Below are 15,555 nucleotides of genomic sequence, written 5' to 3' on the forward strand. Positions count from 1 at the left end.
GGGGGAAGTTTCGCAGAGCCGATTGGCTGACATGCGAGGAACGGTCAGGTTGCAGGAAGTAGGATCTGACATGATCAGCTCACGTCCCTGTGAGCGTCAACTTGACCTCAAATATGCTCCCATAGTGGGCGTGTCAAATCAATAGTTTTGTATGGGATTCCCCTGTGAGTAATGAGCTGTCTACCCCTGAAAACCGGGGAATGTACCCCCCATTCCGGCGTCGTCCGTCACGCGGGATGGTGCTGCTGTTCGCGCTGCTGTTCGCCGAGGCCGCCCTCATGCTCGCGGCCGTGATGTGGCTCGTTTTCGAGCTGCTCACGGAGCAGCCGGCCTCGTTCGTCAGCGCCGTCGCGATCCTCGTCCTCACGATCGTCGCATTCGTGTTCGTCACCGCCATCGCGATCGGAGCCGTGCGCAGGCGCTCCTGGATCCGGGGCGCCGCGATCAGCTGGCAGCTGATGCAGGTCGCCGTCGCTGTCGGCTGCTTCCAGGGCATCTACGCCCGGCCGGAGCTCGGCTGGGCCCTGCTCGCGCCATCGCTCATCGTCATCGTGCTACTGCTCGCGCCCGGCATCCGCAACCAGTTCGCCCACGACGCGAGCTGAGACGCCGCCCGGGCGGCGTCGAACGTCAGCTCGTGATCTTCAGGCGCTTGCGCAGCATCGCCACGTGGCCCGTGGCTTTGGTGTTGTAGAAGGTGTGCGAGATGCGCCCGTCCTCGTCGATCACGAAGGTGGAACGCAGCGTGCCTGTGACGATCCGGCCGTAGCTGTTCTTCTCACCCCACGCGCCGTAGAGGGTGTGCACCGTGAGGTCCTCATCGCTGAGCAACGGGAACGTCAGCGCATCGCGCTCGGCGAACTCGGCCAGCGTCGCGACCGAATCCTTGGAGACGCCGATCACCTGGTAGCCGGCGGCCGCGAGCGAGCCGAGGCTGTCGCGGAAATCGCAGCTCTGGGTGGTGCATGCCGGAGTCATCGCTGCCGGGTAGAAGTAGAGCACCACCTTCTGGCCGCGGTACGCGGACAGCGAGACCGGAGCACCGTTCTGGTCGTCGAGGGTGAAGTCGGGGGCGGGCTGGCCGGGCTCGAGGCGCACAGATTCGGTCATGCTTCCACCGTAGCCGCTGGCGCGAGCCCGCCAGTGCGCACGGTCAGCGTTCGGTGCTGACCGTGCGGTTCGACGGGGCGAAGGTAGCCAGCAGGCGCTGCAGCGAATCGAGGCGCGCCGCACCGGCGTCGCCGAGGCGCCCGGCCTCGACGGCCTCCATGATCGCGCAATCCGGCGCGTCGGGCAGGTGGCTGCAGCCGCGCGGGCAGTCCTCGGCGATGGCGGCGAGGTCGGTGAACGCCTTCAGGATGTTGTCCGTGTTGATGTGGCCGAGCCCGAAGGAGCGCACGCCGGGGGTGTCGATGACCCAGCCGCGGCCGGCATCCGTCTCGAGGCGCAGCGACACCGTCGAGGAGGAGGTGTGCCTGCCGCGCCCCGTGACGGTGTTGACGACGCCGACGGCGCGTTTGGCGTCGGGGACCAGCGCGTTGACCAGCGTCGACTTGCCGACGCCGGAGTGGCCGACGAACACGGTGTCGTGGCCGACGAGGGCCGCGCCGATGGCGTCGAGCGGCATCTCGTCACTCCGGCTCGTGAACACCTGGAACTCGAGCCCGGCGAAGTTCGCCAGGAACTCGGCCGGATCGGCGAGGTCGGTCTTGGTGATGCAGAGGATCGGTGTGATCCCGGCGTCGTAGGCGGCGACCAGGTAGCGGTCGACGAGGCGGATGCGCGGCTCCGGGTTGGCCGCAGCGACGACGATGAGCATCTGGTCCGCGTTGGCGACGATCACGCGCTCGACGGCATCGGTGTCGTCTGCGCTGCGGCGCAGCAGGGTGACGCGGGGCTGGATGCGCACGATGCGGCTGAGGCTGCCCTCCGCGCCGGAGGTGTCGCCGACGATGTCGACGCGGTCGCCGGTGACGACGGCCTTCTTGCGCAGTTCGCTGGCGCGCGCGGAGGTGACCTGGCGCTCGTCCGGCGTGTTCTCGTCGAGCAGCACCGTGTAACGGCCGCGGTCGACGCCGAGCACGCGGCCGGTCACGGCGTCGTTGTGCTCCGGCCTGGTCTTGGTGCGTGGGCGGTTGCCCTTGCGGTTGGGGCGAACCCGCACGGCGGATTCATCGAACTCGGGCTCGTCATCGTCGGCGTCATCGCTCCACCAGCTCATGCGGCCGACCCCATTCGCAGCGTCGTCATCTCAGGCGCCGTGACCGCTGAGCATGGCGTGCCAGAGCTCGGTGAACTGCGGCAGCGTCTTGCTGGTCGTGCCGATGTCCTCGATCTCGACGCCCGCGACGGCCAGCCCGATGATCGCGCCCGTCGTCGCCATGCGGTGGTCTTCGTAGCTCAGCCAGGTGCCGCCGTGCAGCTCGGCCGGCTCGATGTGCAGGCCATCCTCGAGCTCGGTGACGTTGCCGCCGAGCTTGTTGATCTCGGTGACGAGGGCGGCGAGCCGGTCGGTCTCGTGGTGGCGGATGTGCCCGATTCCGGTGATCGTGCTCGGCTCGGACGCCAGCGCGGCGAGCGCGACGAGGTTCGGCACGAGTTCGCCGCCCTCCGGCAGATCCAGGGTGACGCCGCGGATTCCGTCGCCACCGGTCACGGTGAGACGGTCGCCGCCGCGGCTCACGGTGGCGCCGAACAGTGGCAGCAGATCGGCCAGTCGCGCGCCGATCTGGGTGGTCTCGCTCGGCCAGCCCGTGATCGTGACGGAGCCACCTGTGACGAGGGCTGCCGCCAGGAACGGCGCGGCGTTGGACAGGTCGGGCTCGATGGCGACATCCGCGGCGGCAATCGGGCCGGGGGCCACGATCCACGTGCCGGGTGCGGGGGAGTCCACCGTGACGCCGCGCGCGGCCAGCGTCTGAATCGTCATCTCGATGTGCGGCATGCTCGGCAGGCGCTCACCGGAGTGGCTGAGGGTGAGGCCGTTGTCGAACCGGGCGGCGGCCAGCAGCAGGCCGGAGACGAACTGGCTGGACAGCGAGGCGTCGATGGTGATCTCGCCGCCCTCGATGTGGCCGGATCCGTGCACGGTGAACGGCAGGACGGGGCGGCCGTCGTCGTTGATGTCGACGCCGAGCGCGCGCAGCGAGCTGATCGTCGTGGCCATCGGGCGGCGGCGGGCGGCCTCGTCACCGTCGAAGGTCGTCGGTCCGAGCGCGAGACCGGCCAGCGGAGGCAGGAAGCGCATCACCGTTCCGGCGAGCCCGCAGTCGATCGTTGTGCTGCCGCTGAGCTCCTCGGCTGGGGTGATGAGGAGGTCTGGACCGTACTCGCCATCGCCTGCCACGGTCTCGATCACGGTGCCGAGCTCGCGCAGCGCCTCGACCATGAGGTCGCTGTCGCGCGAGTGCAGCGGTGCACGCAGCCGCGAGGGACCGTCGGCCAGGGCGGAGAGCACGAGCTCGCGGTTGGTCAGTGACTTGGAGCCGGGGAGCGAGAGAACCGCGCTCGTCGGCACCGACGCCGTTGGCGCGGGCCAGAGCGTGTCTTCGGGCTCCGGGCTGTTTTCGCCGTACGGATCGAAGTCGGGCTTGGAATATCTCGAGATCAGCATTGGTTATCAGAGTAGTCGGTGCCGCTCCATGGCGCAGGCTGATGACGAGGAGAACGATGGCGGAGACCGCGGTGCTCGATCGCCCGATAGGGGCGCTCGCGCTCTCAGATGTGCACGGCCCGGCGGCCATGCGCGGGCAGGACGCCCTGCACGGTTCAGAGCTATACGGTTCAGACGCTCTGCACAGTTCGGACGCTCTAGGATTGCCGGTGATGACCACCGACTCCACTGAAGCCGATTCCGCTGGCGCCGAGGCGCTCGGCGCGGCAACTCCTGACCTCAGCGCGCTGTTCGAAGAGCAGGCACTTCCGTTCATCGACCAGCTCTACGGTGCTGCTCTGCGGATGACGAAGAATCCCTCCGACGCGCAGGACCTCGTTCAGGAGACCTTCGTCAAGGCCTTCGCTGCGTTCAAGCAGTTCGAGCAGGGCACGAACCTCAAAGCGTGGCTCTACCGGATCCTGACGAACACGTTCATCAACACCTACCGCAAGAAGCAGCGCGAGCCGTATCAGGGCACGATCGACGACCTCGAAGACTGGCAGATGGGCGGCGCGGAGTCGACAACCGCCAGCTCGAGCCGCTCGGCGGAGGCCGAGGCGATCGACCACCTGCCTGACAGCGCAGTGAAGGACGCGCTGCAGTCGCTGCCGGAGGATTTCCGCCTCGCCGTGTACTTCGCCGACGTCGAAGGCTTCTCCTATCAGGAGATCGCCGACATGATGAAGACCCCCATCGGCACCGTCATGAGCCGCCTGCACCGCGGCCGACGGATGCTGCGCGAGATGCTGGCCGGTTACGCCCTCGAGCAGGGCATCGGCCGCGCCACAACAGACACCGGTGCCACAGCGCCAAGGAGCAAAAAATGACCGATTGCGGATGCGAGAAAGCCAAGGCTGAACTCGAGGAGTATCTGCACAATGAGTTGTGCAGCACGGATGCCGCAGACATCCGCGAGCACCTCGCGAACTGCGCAGAGTGCACGACGGAGCACCTCGTCGGCCAGGTCCTGACCGAGGCCGTCCAGCGGGCGTGCAAGGAGAGCGCGCCGGAAGACCTGCGCGACCAGGTTCTCGCGCGTCTGCGCCTCAGCCAGCAGCACGCCTAGGCCGACCGCTCGGAGCCGATGTGCCGTCGATTGCTCGCCTGGCTAGATAATTGGGTAACGTAGGCGGAGTGAAGACAGCCGTTTCCGACGCACCCCCCGTCCAGCCGCACCCGACATCGCGTGTTCCCCGCTGGTTGCGGGTACTGATCCCCGCCGCGTTGATCCTCGTCTGGTTCGCCCTGTTCGGCCTGGGCGGCGCGTCGTTCGGTGCGATCAGCGACGTGTCAACCAACGATCAGGCACAGTTCCTCCCGGCCAGCTCCGAGGCCACCAAGGTTCAGGAGCTTCAGGCGGACTTCCGCGGCGACGAGGCGATCCCGGCCATCGTGATCGTCCAGCGCGACGGTGGGCTGAGCGAGGCGGACACCGCGGCGATCACCGAACTGGCCACGCAGTTCCAGCAGACGGACGGCGTGCTCGCCGACGGCGTCTCGCCCGCGATCCCCTCCGAGGACGGCGAGGCCGCCGAGCTGTTCGTGCAGATCGACACTGGGGCAGAGGTCGCCGACGTCGTCGCCGAGTTGCGCGCGCAGCTCAATGAGGCGGAGACCGCCGGGCTCACCGGCTATCTCGCCGGCCCGGCCGGATTCACCGCCGATCTCTCCGGGGCGTTCGCCGGCATCGACGGGCTGCTGTTGATCGTCGCGCTCTCCGCCGTGTTCCTCATCCTGGTCATCGTGTACCGCTCGCCGTTGCTGCCGCTGATCATGCTCGGATCCAGTCTCACCGCGCTGTGCGCCGCGGTCTTCACCGTCGTGCAGCTGGCCAGGGCCGACATCCTGCTGATCAACGGCCAGACCCAGGGCATCCTCTTCATCCTCGTGATCGGGGCGGCAACCGACTACTCGCTGCTCTACATCGCGCGCTACCGCGAGGCCCTGCACGTGCACGAGAGCAAGTGGACGGCGACCTGGGCTGCGCTGCGCGGCTCGTGGGAGCCGATCCTCGCATCCGGCGGCACGGTCATCGCCGGCCTGCTGATCCTGCTGTTCAGCGATCTCAACTCCAACAAGATCCTCGGTCCCGTCGCCGCGATCGGCATCGTGTTCGCGCTCCTCGCCTCGCTCACCCTGCTGCCCGCCCTCATGTTCTGGGCTGGACGCACGGCATTCTGGCCGCGCCGGCCGCAGCTCGGCCAGACCGGTCCAAGCGAGCTGGGCATCGAAGCCAAGGGCGTCTGGCCGCGTCTCGCCCGCCTCATCCGCCGCCGCCCGCGCGTGATCTGGATCGGCTCGACGCTCCTGCTGGTCGTCATGGCCCTCGGCATGACGCAGCTCAAGGCCGACGGCGTCTCGTCGAGCGAGTTCGTGCTCGGGGAGTCCCAGTCCCGTGACGGTCAGGCACTGCTGGCAGAGCACTTCCCCGGCGGTTCGGGGACCCCGGCCGTCGTGATCGCCCCGGAGGACTCGCTGCAGGAGACGGCTGACGTGCTGCTCGCCACCGACGGCGTCGACTCGGTGAGCGTGCTCTCGGCCGACTCTCCGAGCGGCGCCCTGCCCGTGACGAGCGACGGAGTCCAGGCGCTCGGCGCTCCAGGCAGCGCGCCGGGTGAGCCGACCGTCGTCGACGGACGGGTGCTGCTGCAGGCGACCCTCGTCCACGCCGGTGACTCGCTCGAGGCCGAGGCGCTCGTCCGAGAGTTGCGTGCAGAGCTCGCCGGGGTCGGAACGACGGCGGACCCGGTCCTCGTCGGCGGGACCACGGCGGTCGCTCTCGACACAAACACCGCGGCGATCCATGACCGCAACCTCGTCATTCCGCTGGTGTTGGTCGTGATCATGCTGATCCTGATGCTGCTGTTGCGCGCCGTCGTCGCGCCGCTCCTGCTGATCGGCAGCGTCGTGCTCTCCTTCGCGGCCGCCCTCGGTGTGTCGGCGCTCGTGTTCAACGGGGTGTTCGGGTTCCCGGGGGCCGACCCCGTCGTGCCGCTCTTCGGATTCGTCTTCCTGGTGGCGCTCGGTGTCGACTACAACATCTTCCTCATGACACGGGTGCGTGAGGAGACCGCGGTGCACGGAGCGCGTGAGGGGATCCTGCGCGGCCTGATCGTCACCGGCGGCGTCATCACCTCGGCTGGTCTCGTGCTCGCCGCGACCTTCGCCGCCCTCGGCGTTCTGCCCATCCTGTTCCTGGTCCAGCTCGCCTTCATCGTGGCGTTCGGCGTGCTGCTTGACACCTTCCTGGTGCGTTCCCTGCTCATTCCGGCTCTGGCATACGACATGGGGCGTGTCATCTGGTGGCCGTCGGCCCTCGCCCGGATGCCGGAGACGCCGCGATTCGACGCCGCCGATCGCTCACCGACCGAGCGGTAGCCCGGAGCCGCGAGGGCGGCGCCGAGCACGTCCCCGCTACTCCGGCGCTGGTCGCGCCGCTGACGCCCTGGACGCGTCCCTGCGGGCCTTCGCCGCCTTCGCGGCGGCGACGCCCTTGCCGACGGCCGTGTTCGCGGTGCGGCTCACCTTCTTGGCGCCCTCGAACTCCGTCGCGAGGATGCCCAGGCCGCCGAGAGCGATCAGGGCACCGGGCCCCGGCAGCGGCATCAGAACGATTCCGAGCGCGACCGTGCCACCGCCGACGACACCAACCCCCGTCCGGTAGACCGAATTCACGGTTTGGTTGCTCCGGATGACGCGCCGTGCGCCGTGCGCGGCCGTGCTCGTGGCGCGCCCGAACGCCGCTCCGACGCGCCTCGCGCTGCTCTGCTCGCTCATGCGCACAGCCTACGACGCGCGCCTGTGCGAATGACATCCAGCGACGGGTTCTGTGCGACCCTCGGCGACGCTGCCAGGGCACAGCGGAAGGCCCGCCGCGACCGGATGGTCGGGGCGGGCCTTCGTGCGATCGCGCTGCTGCTCCGCGCTACTCCAGGGTGAGGGCGGCGCGCAGCAGTTCGGCCTGCTCGGCCGCGTGGCGCTTGGCCGAGCCGGCAGCGGGCGAGGCGGATGCCGGGCGCGACACGACACCGACGGGACGCTGGCCTATCTTGGCCGTCTCGAGGCAGAAGAACGGCCATGCGCCCTGGTTCTCCGGCTCGTCCTGCACCCAGTACAGCTCGGCGTCCGGGTACTGCTCGACGACCGCCTTGAGCTCGGCCGCTGGGAGCGGGTAGTACTGCTCCATGCGCACGAGGGCGATCTGGTCGTTCGGGTTCTTCTCGAGCTCGCTGCGCAGGTCGTAGTAGATCTTGCCCGCCATGAACAGCACGCGCTTGACCGCGGCCTTGTCGGTGATGCGGGCATCGTCGATCACCGGTTCGAAGGCACCGCTGGTGAAGTCGGCGACCTCGCTGGATGCGCCGCGCAGACGCAGCATGGCCTTCGGAGTGAAGACGACGAGCGGACGGCGCGGGCGCTGGTAGGCCTGGCGGCGCAGCAGGTGGAAGTACGACGCGGGCGTCGACGGGCGTGCGACGGTCATGTTGTTCTCCGCGCAGAGCTGCAGGAAGCGCTCGATGCGTGCGGAGGAGTGGTCGGGACCCTGGCCCTCGTAGCCGTGCGGGAGCAGCATGACGACGCTCGAGCGCTGGCCCCACTTCTGCTCGGCGGAGGAGATGAACTCGTCGATGACGGTCTGGGCGCCGTTGGCGAAGTCACCGAACTGGGCCTCCCAGAGCACGAGGGCGTCTGCGCGCTCAACCGAGTAGCCGTACTCGAAGGCGAGGGCGGCGTACTCGCTGAGCAGCGTGTCGTAGATCCAGAACCGGGCCTGGTTGTCGCTGACGTTGGCCAGCGGCAGCCATTCCTGGCCGTTGACGCGGTCGTGCAGAACGGCGTGGCGCTGCACGAAGGTGCCGCGGCGGGCATCCTGTCCTGCAAAGCGAACCGGGGTTCCCTCGAGCAGCAGGGAGCCGAGGGCGAGCAGCTCGCCGAAGCCCCAGTCGATGTTGCCGTTGCGGCTCATGTCGAGACGCTTCTGCAGCAGCTGCTGCAGCTTGTTGTGCACGGTGAAACCGGCCGGCTTGTTGTTGAACGCGTCACCGATCAGGTGCACGACGGCCTCGGAGACGCCGGTGACCTCTGGGACGCCGACCGCGTCATCCGTCTCGCCGTTGCTCATCGGGTTGACGACGGTCATCGAACCAGTCTGTGCGGCGTGCGTCTCCATGAAGGCGCGCTCCAGGCGGTCCTGGAAGTCGCGGTGCGATGCCTCGTACTCTTCCTCGGTGATGTCGCCGCGGCCGACGAGGGCCTCGGTGTAGAGCTTGCGCACCGAGCGCTTGGCCTCGATCAGGTTGTACATCAGCGGCTGCGTCATCGAGGGGTCGTCGCCCTCGTTGTGACCGCGGCGGCGGTAGCAGATGAGGTCGATCACGACGTCCCGCTTGAACTCCTGGCGGTACTCGAACGCGAGCTCGGCCACCCGCACGACGGCCTCAGGGTCATCGCCGTTCACGTGGAAGATCGGGGCCTGGATCGTCTTGGCGACATCGGTCGAGTACACGGAGGTGCGTGCCTCGCCAGGAGGCGTCGTGAAACCGACCTGGTTGTTCACGACCACGTGGATGGTTCCGCCCGTGCGGTACGCACGCAGCTGCGACATCTGCAGGGTCTCGAGCACGACGCCCTGACCGGCCATGGCCGCATCACCGTGCACGAGGATCGGCAGCGTGGAGAAGGTGCCGATCGGCTTGCGGTCCTGCTTGGCGCGGACGATGCCCTCGAGCACGCCGTCGACGGCCTCGAGGTGCGAGGGGTTGGCTGCCAGGTACACCGGGATCTGGGCGCCCGTGCTGCTGCGGAAGACGCCCTCAGTGCCGAGGTGGTACTTGACGTCGCCCGAGCCGTGAACGTTCTTGTTGCTTGCGGTGCCCTCGAACTCCTGGAACACCTGACCGTAGGTCTTGCCCGCGATGTTGGTGAGCACGTTCAGGCGGCCGCGGTGGGCCATGCCGATGGCGGCCTCGTCGAGGCCGGCCTCTGCAGCGCCGGCGAGGATCGCGTCGAGCAGGGCGATCGTCGATTCGCCGCCCTCGAGGCTGAATCGCTTCTGGCCGACGTACTTGGTCTGCAGGAAGGTCTCGAACGCCTCGGCCTCGTTGAGCTTGCCGAGGATGCGCAGCTGCTCGTCGTGCGTCGGCTTCTCGTACTTGCGCTCGACCTTCGACTGCACCCAGCGACGCTGCACTGGGTCCTGGATGTGCATGTACTCGATGCCGGTCGTGCGGCAGTAGGAGTCGCGCAGCACGCCGAGGATGTCACGCAGCAGTGCGGAGCGCTTCTCGCCGAAGCCGCCGGTGACGAACTCGCGGTCGAGGTCCCAGAAGGTGAGCCCGTGGGTCGCGATGTCGAGGTCGGGGTGCGAGCGCTGCACGTACTCGAGCGGGTCGATGTCGGCCATCAGGTGACCGCGGACGCGGAAGGCGTTGATGAGCTCCTGCACGCGGGCGGTCTTGTCGATGGCGCTGGCCAGGTCGACGCTGATGTCGGGCGCCCACTCGATCGGGGCGTAGGGGATGCGCAGGGCGGCGAAGATGTCGCTGTAGAAGGTGCGCTGGCCGGTGAGCAGCTCGTGCACGATCTTCAGGAACTCGCCGGAGCCGGCACCCTGGATGACGCGGTGGTCGTAGGTGCTGGTCAGCGTGATGGTCTTGCCGATGGCGAGGTTGGCGAGGGTCTTCTCGCTCGAACCCTGGAACTCGGCGGGGTACTCGAGCGCACCCGCGCCGATGATGCAGCCGGCGCCCTTCATCAGACGCGGCACAGAGTGCACGGTTCCGATTCCGCCCGGGTTGGTCAGCGAGATCGATGCGCCGTTGAAGTCGTCGGCGGTGAGCTTGTTGCCGCGGGCACGCTTGACCAGGTCTTCGTAGGCCGCGAGGTACTCGCTGAAGGTCATCGTGTCTGCGCGCTTGATGGCCGGGACCAAGAGGGCACGCGAGCCGTCGGGCTTGGGGATGTCGATGGCGATGCCGAGGCCGACGTGTGCCGGCTTGACGACCGATGGCTTGCCGTCGACCTCCGTGTAGTACACGTTCTGGCTCGGGAACACCTTGAGGGCCTGGATCAGCGCCCAGCCGATGAGGTGGGTGAAGGAGATCTTGCCGCCGCGGGCGCGCTTGAGGTGGTTGTTGATGACGATGCGGTTGTCGATCATCAGCTTCGCCGGGATGGTGCGGACGCTGGTCGCGGTCGGCACGCTCAGGCTGGCGTCCATGTTCACGGCGAGGGTCTTCGCCATGCCGCGCAACGGCACGATCTCGTCGGGGGTGCTCGCCGGCTGCTCGGTGGCGATCACCTGCTGCGGGGTCGTGATCGGCGCGTCGGCCGGCACGGGCTCCGGCTTCGGGGCGACGGAGGTGGTCTTGGCCGCCGGCTGGCTGCCGATCACGGAGATCGGTGCGGTGACGGGGCGCGGCTCGACCGCTGCTGCGGCGGGCGCCTCGGCGTCCTGCGCCGCCTTGGGCGTGTAGTTCTCGAGAATCGACCACCACGACTGGTCGACCGAATTCTTATCGACGAGGAATCGTTCATACATCTCGTCGACGAGCCATTCATTGGCCCCAAATTCTTCCGACGTTGTTTCGTCGGAACCCGACCCGGTCAACTGGCTCGACACAGCCGATCGCCCACTCTCTTCGTTGATTCTGGAACTGGGATGCGCGGGCGTCTTCTGGATACCCGCAGCAGGGTTCAAGCCTAATCCCCTTTTGTGCGCAACGGTGTGCGGCGCGGCTGTGCGGCGCAGCCAGGAGCGGTGCTCCGCAGCGCTCGAACATGACAGGTGCGCTCGCCCACACAACGGGGATAGCGTTGGCGACATGGAGTTCTACCGCACAGCGCCGAGCCACGACCTCACCTACTCCGATGTGTTCCTGGTTCCCAGCCGCTCCGCCATCACCAGCCGCCTCGACGTGTCGTTGGCCCCGAATGACGGCACGGGCGCGACGATCCCGATCGTCGCGGCGAACATGAACTCCGTCACCGGGCCGCGACTGGCCGCCTCCCTCGCCCGCCGCGGCGGCCTCGGCGTTCTCCCGCAGGACATGCCGCTGCAGCAGTTGGACGCGGCGATCCGCTGGGTGAAGGACCAGTCGGTGCGCTTCGACACCCCGTTCCTGTTCTCGCCGGACGCCACCGTCTCCGAGGCGCTGCGCCAGGTGCCTGCCGTGCCCGGCCACGGCATCCTCGTGCAGGACGACGCGGGCGCATACCGCGGCTGCATCCAGGCGGCGAGGCTCGCGACGGCCCCGAGCGATGCCAGGCTCGGCGATCTGCTCCACGGTGAGCTGACCGCCCTCGACGCCGACGACGTCGACACCGCCCGCCGCGCATTCGACGTCATGGCGGCCGCGGACCTGGAATTCGCGCCGGTGATGCACCACGGCGCCGTGGTCGGAACGCTCAGCCGCACGAGCGCGCTGCGCGCGACGATCTACCAGCCGAACGTCGACGCATCGGGCCGTCTCGCGGTCGCCGCGGCGATCGGCATCAACGGTGACGTCGCGGCGAAGGCGCAGGCGCTCGCTGCGGCGGGGGTCGACGTGCTCGTCCTCGACACCGCGCACGGACACCAGGAGGGCATGCTGCGCGCGCTGGCGACGGTGAGCGGGCTGGGCCTCGGCATCCCTCTCGTCGCAGGCAACGTCGTGACGGCGGATGCCGTCGGCGACCTGGTCGGCGCGGGCGCCAGCATCATCAAGGTCGGTGTCGGGCCCGGCGCCATGTGCACGACCCGCATGATGACGGCCGTCGGGCGGCCGCAGTTCTCGGCGGTGCTCGAGACGGCGGAGGCCACGCGGGAACTCGGTGCGCACGTCTGGGCGGACGGGGGTGTGCGCTACCCGCGCGACGTCGCGCTCGCGCTGGCCGCCGGTGCGGCATCCGTGATGATCGGGTCGTGGTTCGCCGGCACCATCGAGGCGCCAGGCCAGCTCGCCACGGATCCGGCGGGACGGCTCTACAAGGAGAGCTGGGGGATGGCGTCGACCAAGGCCGTCAAGGAACGCTTCGAGCGCCTGGACGCCTACGAGCTGGCGCGGAAGACCCTCTTCGCGGAGGGCATCTCCTCCTCGAAGATCTTCCTCGACCCGCAGCGGCCCTCGCTGGAGGACCTGCTCGACATGATCACCTCCGGCGTGCGGAGCTCGTTCACCTATGCGGGTGCGCGCACCGTGACGGAGTTCCAGCAGCGGGCGCGTGTCGGCATCCAATCGGCCGCGGGTTACGAGGAGGGCAAGGCGCTCCCAGTCAGCTGGTAGCCGACTCACATATACTGGCACCACAATGGACGACCCTCCTCCTGCCAATTCGCCCTCTCATAAACCCATGCCCGTGACCCGCGGGGGTGATTGCGTTGTCTGAGTGGATCATGCTCGGCATCGGACTCCTCCTCACCGTGGGAACGGGCCTCTTCGTCGCCAGCGAGTTCGCGCTGGTGAACCTCGATCGCGCCGAACTCGAAGCCAGGCGCGAGCGTGGTGAGACCAAGCTCGGCATGACCATCGCCGCGCTGAAGATCACCTCGACGCACCTCTCCAGCGCCCAGCTCGGCATCACGCTGACGACGCTGCTGACCGGTTTCACGATGGAACCGGCCATCACGAGCCTGCTCACGCCCACGCTCACGGACTGGGGGATTCCGGCCCCGATCATCCCCGTGCTCGCGACGACGATCGCGATCGTGCTGGCCACGCTGCTCTCGATGATCCTCGGCGAGCTCGTGCCGAAGAACTTCGCGTTGGCGTTGCCGCTGGCCACCGCGAAGTTCGTCATCCCGTTCCAGACCGGCTTCACCGCCGTGTTCAAGCCGGCGATCGTCCTGCTGAACGGCAGCGCGAACGCGATCCTGCGTTCCTTCGGCATCGAGCCGAAGGAGGAACTGAGCGGCGCCAGGACGGCGGAGGAGCTCTCGTCGCTCGTGCGCCGATCCGCCAGTGCAGGCATGCTGGAGGCCGACACGGCGACGCTGCTGAACCGCACCCTGCGCTTCGCCGGGCACACGGCATCCGATGTGATGACGCCACGCCCGCGGATCGCCAGCATCGCCCGCACCGACAGTGCGCAGGCCGTGATCGAGCTCACCGCTCAAACCGGTTTCTCGCGCTTCCCCGTCGTCGATGAGAGCGTCGATGACGTCGTCGGCGTCGTGCACGTCAAGCAGGCCATGGCCGTCCCGCGCTCCAAGCGCGGCGAGGTCCCGGTCTCCGCGCTGCAGTCCGATGCGCTGCGCGTGCCGGAGACGATGAAGCTCGACACCCTGCTCGGCGAGCTGCGCGGCCGCGGATTCCAGATGGCGGTCGTCGTCGACGAGTACGGCGGAACCGCCGGAGTCACGACCCTCGAGGACCTCGTCGAGGAGCTTGTCGGTGAGGTGGCCGATGAGCACGACCGCACCCGTGCCGGCGTTGTGCGCCAGTCTGACTCGCTCACCTTCCCCGGGCTGTTGCGCCCGGACGAGCTGCTCGAGCGCACCGCTGTCAAGGTGCCTGATGACGGCCCGTTCGAGACCGTCGCCGGCTTCGTGATGAGTGAGCTCGGCCGGCTTCCCGTCGTCGGAGATACTGTGCTCATCGACGGCGGTGAGCTGCGGGTCGAGCGCCTGGACGGGCGCCGCATCGACAGGATCCGCTTCACGCCGGAGCCGGAGCCGGTCGACGACGCTGCGGCGGATGCCGCGGCTGCCCCAGGCACAGCCACCGGCCCAATCGCGCGGCGCGCGGCATCCGCCGCTCGCAAGGCGGCCGCAAGTGAAGCGTCGACCCGAGCGGAGGGAAGCCGATGAGCGACTGGGCCGGACTGGCATGGCTGGTCGTATTGCTGCTCGGGAATGCGTTCTTCGTCGCCGCGGAGTTCGCCGTGATCTCCGCGCGCCGTTCCCAGATCGAGCCGCTGGCTGAGCAGGGCAAGGCGAGCGCGAAGACGGCGCTCTGGGCGATGGAGCACGCGACGCTCATGCTGGCGACGAGCCAGCTGGGCATCACCGTCTGTTCGCTGTTGATCCTGAACGTGTCGGAGCCGGCGATCCACCACCTGCTCGCGATCCCGCTCGGCCTCACCGGCTGGTCGGAGGCCGTGATCAGCGGTCTCGCGTTCACGATCACGCTCGTGCTGGTCTCCTACCTGCACGTGGTGTTCGGCGAGATGGTCCCGAAGAACCTCTCCTTCTCGGTTCCAGACAGGGCCGTGCTGCTGCTCGCCCCGCCGCTCGTGCTCGTCGCGCGCATCTTCAAGCCCGTGATCGTCGCGCTGAACGCGGTGGCCAACGGCGTGCTGCGCCTCTTCGGGGTGACGCCGAAGAATGAGACGACGAGCACGTTCACGCTCGACGAGGTGGCCACCATCGTGAGCCAGTCCACCCGCGAGGGTGTGCTGCGCGACAGCACGGGAGCCCTGAGCGCCGCGTTCGAGTTCACGACGAAGAAGGTGCGCGACGTCGCCGTGCCGATCTCGGCGCTGGTGAGTCTGCCGTTCGGCGCGACCCCGACCGACCTGGAACGCGCCGTCGCCCGCCACGGCTTCTCGCGCTACGTCATGCTCGACGAGCGCGGAGAGCCGAGCGGCTACCTGCACCTGAAGGACGTGATCGACCTCGACCTGATCCCGGATGCGACGACGCCGGTGTGGGACGAGCCGGTTCCGGCCAAGCGCATCAGGCAGCTCGCCTCGATCTTCGAGGGCACCGATCTGGAGGACGCGCTCACCGCCATGCGGCGCACAGGCGCCCACCTGGCCCGCGCCTTCGACGCGGACGGTCAGGCGATCGGCGTGCTCTTCCTTGAGGACATCATTGAGGAGCTCGTCGGCGAGGTGCAGGACGCAACACGGCGCGCCTGAGATTGATCGCCACGAACGGATGCCGGCGGCTTGCCCCGCCGGCATCCTGCGGCGTAGCCTCG

At 68.4% G+C, this 15,555-nt stretch carries 12 protein-coding genes; 7 read left to right on the top strand and 5 right to left on the bottom strand.

What is annotated here, in order from left to right:
• The first annotated feature begins 200 nt into the window (after positions 1 to 200).
• The gene (locus tag EV379_RS03420) at positions 201 to 605 is read left to right on the top strand and encodes a hypothetical protein (RefSeq protein ID WP_130504906.1); all 405 of its coding nucleotides are present in this window, start codon (positions 201 to 203) and stop codon (positions 603 to 605) included.
• 25 nt (positions 606 to 630) lie between these two features.
• On the opposite strand, the gene bcp is transcribed toward EV379_RS03420, so the two are convergent.
• The 3 genes from bcp to aroA are packed head-to-tail and all read right to left on the bottom strand — an operon-like array spanning position 631 to position 3,613.
• Positions 631 to 1,110: a thioredoxin-dependent thiol peroxidase gene (gene bcp / locus EV379_RS03425; RefSeq protein ID WP_130504907.1), complete on the bottom strand. Its 480-nt coding sequence runs from the start codon at positions 1,108 to 1,110 to the stop codon at positions 631 to 633.
• Positions 1,111 to 1,153: 43 nt separating this feature from the next.
• The gene (gene rsgA / locus EV379_RS03430; protein ID WP_130504908.1) at positions 1,154 to 2,221 is read right to left on the bottom strand and encodes a ribosome small subunit-dependent GTPase A; all 1,068 of its coding nucleotides are present in this window, start codon (positions 2,219 to 2,221) and stop codon (positions 1,154 to 1,156) included.
• Between the two features lie 30 nt (positions 2,222 to 2,251).
• Positions 2,252 to 3,613, bottom strand: a complete 1,362-nt coding sequence (gene aroA / locus EV379_RS03435) for a 3-phosphoshikimate 1-carboxyvinyltransferase (protein WP_130504909.1) — start codon at positions 3,611 to 3,613, stop codon at positions 2,252 to 2,254.
• Positions 3,614 to 3,825: 212 nt separating this feature from the next.
• On the opposite strand from aroA, the gene EV379_RS03440 reads away from it, so the two are divergent.
• The 3 genes from EV379_RS03440 (at position 3,826) to EV379_RS03450 (ending at position 7,033) form a co-directional block, all read left to right on the top strand.
• Positions 3,826 to 4,482: a sigma-70 family RNA polymerase sigma factor gene (locus tag EV379_RS03440; RefSeq protein WP_130504910.1), complete on the top strand. Its 657-nt coding sequence runs from the start codon at positions 3,826 to 3,828 to the stop codon at positions 4,480 to 4,482.
• The gene (locus tag EV379_RS03445; RefSeq protein WP_130504911.1) at positions 4,479 to 4,721 is read left to right on the top strand and encodes a zf-HC2 domain-containing protein; all 243 of its coding nucleotides are present in this window, start codon (positions 4,479 to 4,481) and stop codon (positions 4,719 to 4,721) included. Before EV379_RS03440 ends, EV379_RS03445 begins: the two co-directional genes overlap by 4 nt.
• 68 nt (positions 4,722 to 4,789) lie before the next feature.
• Positions 4,790 to 7,033 carry an MMPL family transporter gene (locus tag EV379_RS03450; protein ID WP_130504912.1) on the top strand — a complete coding sequence of 748 codons (2,244 nt, stop codon included), beginning with the start codon at positions 4,790 to 4,792 and terminating at the stop codon, positions 7,031 to 7,033.
• Positions 7,034 to 7,069: 36 nt separating this feature from the next.
• Here EV379_RS03450 and EV379_RS03455 read toward each other — a convergent pair whose 3' ends face one another.
• Positions 7,070 to 7,432: a PGPGW domain-containing protein gene (locus EV379_RS03455; protein ID WP_130504913.1), complete on the bottom strand. Its 363-nt coding sequence runs from the start codon at positions 7,430 to 7,432 to the stop codon at positions 7,070 to 7,072.
• Between the two features lie 148 nt (positions 7,433 to 7,580).
• The gene (locus EV379_RS03460; RefSeq protein WP_130504914.1) at positions 7,581 to 11,276 is read right to left on the bottom strand and encodes a multifunctional oxoglutarate decarboxylase/oxoglutarate dehydrogenase thiamine pyrophosphate-binding subunit/dihydrolipoyllysine-residue succinyltransferase subunit; all 3,696 of its coding nucleotides are present in this window, start codon (positions 11,274 to 11,276) and stop codon (positions 7,581 to 7,583) included.
• Between the two features lie 202 nt (positions 11,277 to 11,478).
• Between EV379_RS03460 and guaB1 the strand changes: the two genes are divergently transcribed.
• The 3 genes from guaB1 (at position 11,479) to EV379_RS03475 (ending at position 15,493) form a co-directional block, all read left to right on the top strand.
• Positions 11,479 to 12,918 carry a GMP reductase gene (guaB1, locus tag EV379_RS03465; protein WP_130504915.1) on the top strand — a complete coding sequence of 480 codons (1,440 nt, stop codon included), beginning with the start codon at positions 11,479 to 11,481 and terminating at the stop codon, positions 12,916 to 12,918.
• A 110-nt stretch (positions 12,919 to 13,028) separates the two neighbouring features.
• On the top strand, positions 13,029 to 14,441 hold the full coding sequence (locus tag EV379_RS03470) for a hemolysin family protein (RefSeq protein ID WP_130507272.1): 1,413 nt from the start codon (positions 13,029 to 13,031) through the stop codon (positions 14,439 to 14,441).
• On the top strand, positions 14,438 to 15,493 hold the full coding sequence (locus EV379_RS03475) for a hemolysin family protein (protein ID WP_130504916.1): 1,056 nt from the start codon (positions 14,438 to 14,440) through the stop codon (positions 15,491 to 15,493). Before EV379_RS03470 ends, EV379_RS03475 begins: the two co-directional genes overlap by 4 nt.
• Positions 15,494 to 15,555 lie beyond the last annotated feature (62 nt).

The sequence above is a fragment of the Microterricola gilva genome, from assembly GCF_004217495.1.
Classification (GTDB): Bacteria; Actinomycetota; Actinomycetes; order Actinomycetales; family Microbacteriaceae; genus Microterricola; species Microterricola gilva.

What these genes read in the sequence shown, in the direction of transcription:
- EV379_RS03445 (WP_130504911.1), top strand. Translation starts at nt 4,479, where the DNA reads ATGACCGATTGCGGATGCGAGAAAGCCAAGGCTGAACTCGAGGAGTAT.
- EV379_RS03440 (WP_130504910.1), top strand. Translation starts at nt 3,826, where the DNA reads ATGACCACCGACTCCACTGAAGCCGATTCCGCTGGCGCCGAGGCGCTC.
- EV379_RS03455 (WP_130504913.1), bottom strand. Translation starts at nt 7,432, where the DNA reads ATGAGCGAGCAGAGCAGCGCGAGGCGCGTCGGAGCGGCGTTCGGGCGC.
- guaB1 (WP_130504915.1), top strand. Translation starts at nt 11,479, where the DNA reads ATGGAGTTCTACCGCACAGCGCCGAGCCACGACCTCACCTACTCCGAT.
- EV379_RS03475 (WP_130504916.1), top strand. Translation starts at nt 14,438, where the DNA reads ATGAGCGACTGGGCCGGACTGGCATGGCTGGTCGTATTGCTGCTCGGG.
- bcp (WP_130504907.1), bottom strand. Translation starts at nt 1,110, where the DNA reads ATGACCGAATCTGTGCGCCTCGAGCCCGGCCAGCCCGCCCCCGACTTC.
- EV379_RS03420 (WP_130504906.1), top strand. Translation starts at nt 201, where the DNA reads ATGTACCCCCCATTCCGGCGTCGTCCGTCACGCGGGATGGTGCTGCTG.
- aroA (WP_130504909.1), bottom strand. Translation starts at nt 3,613, where the DNA reads ATGCTGATCTCGAGATATTCCAAGCCCGACTTCGATCCGTACGGCGAA.
- rsgA (WP_130504908.1), bottom strand. Translation starts at nt 2,221, where the DNA reads ATGAGCTGGTGGAGCGATGACGCCGACGATGACGAGCCCGAGTTCGAT.
- EV379_RS03470 (WP_130507272.1), top strand. Translation starts at nt 13,029, where the DNA reads ATGCTCGGCATCGGACTCCTCCTCACCGTGGGAACGGGCCTCTTCGTC.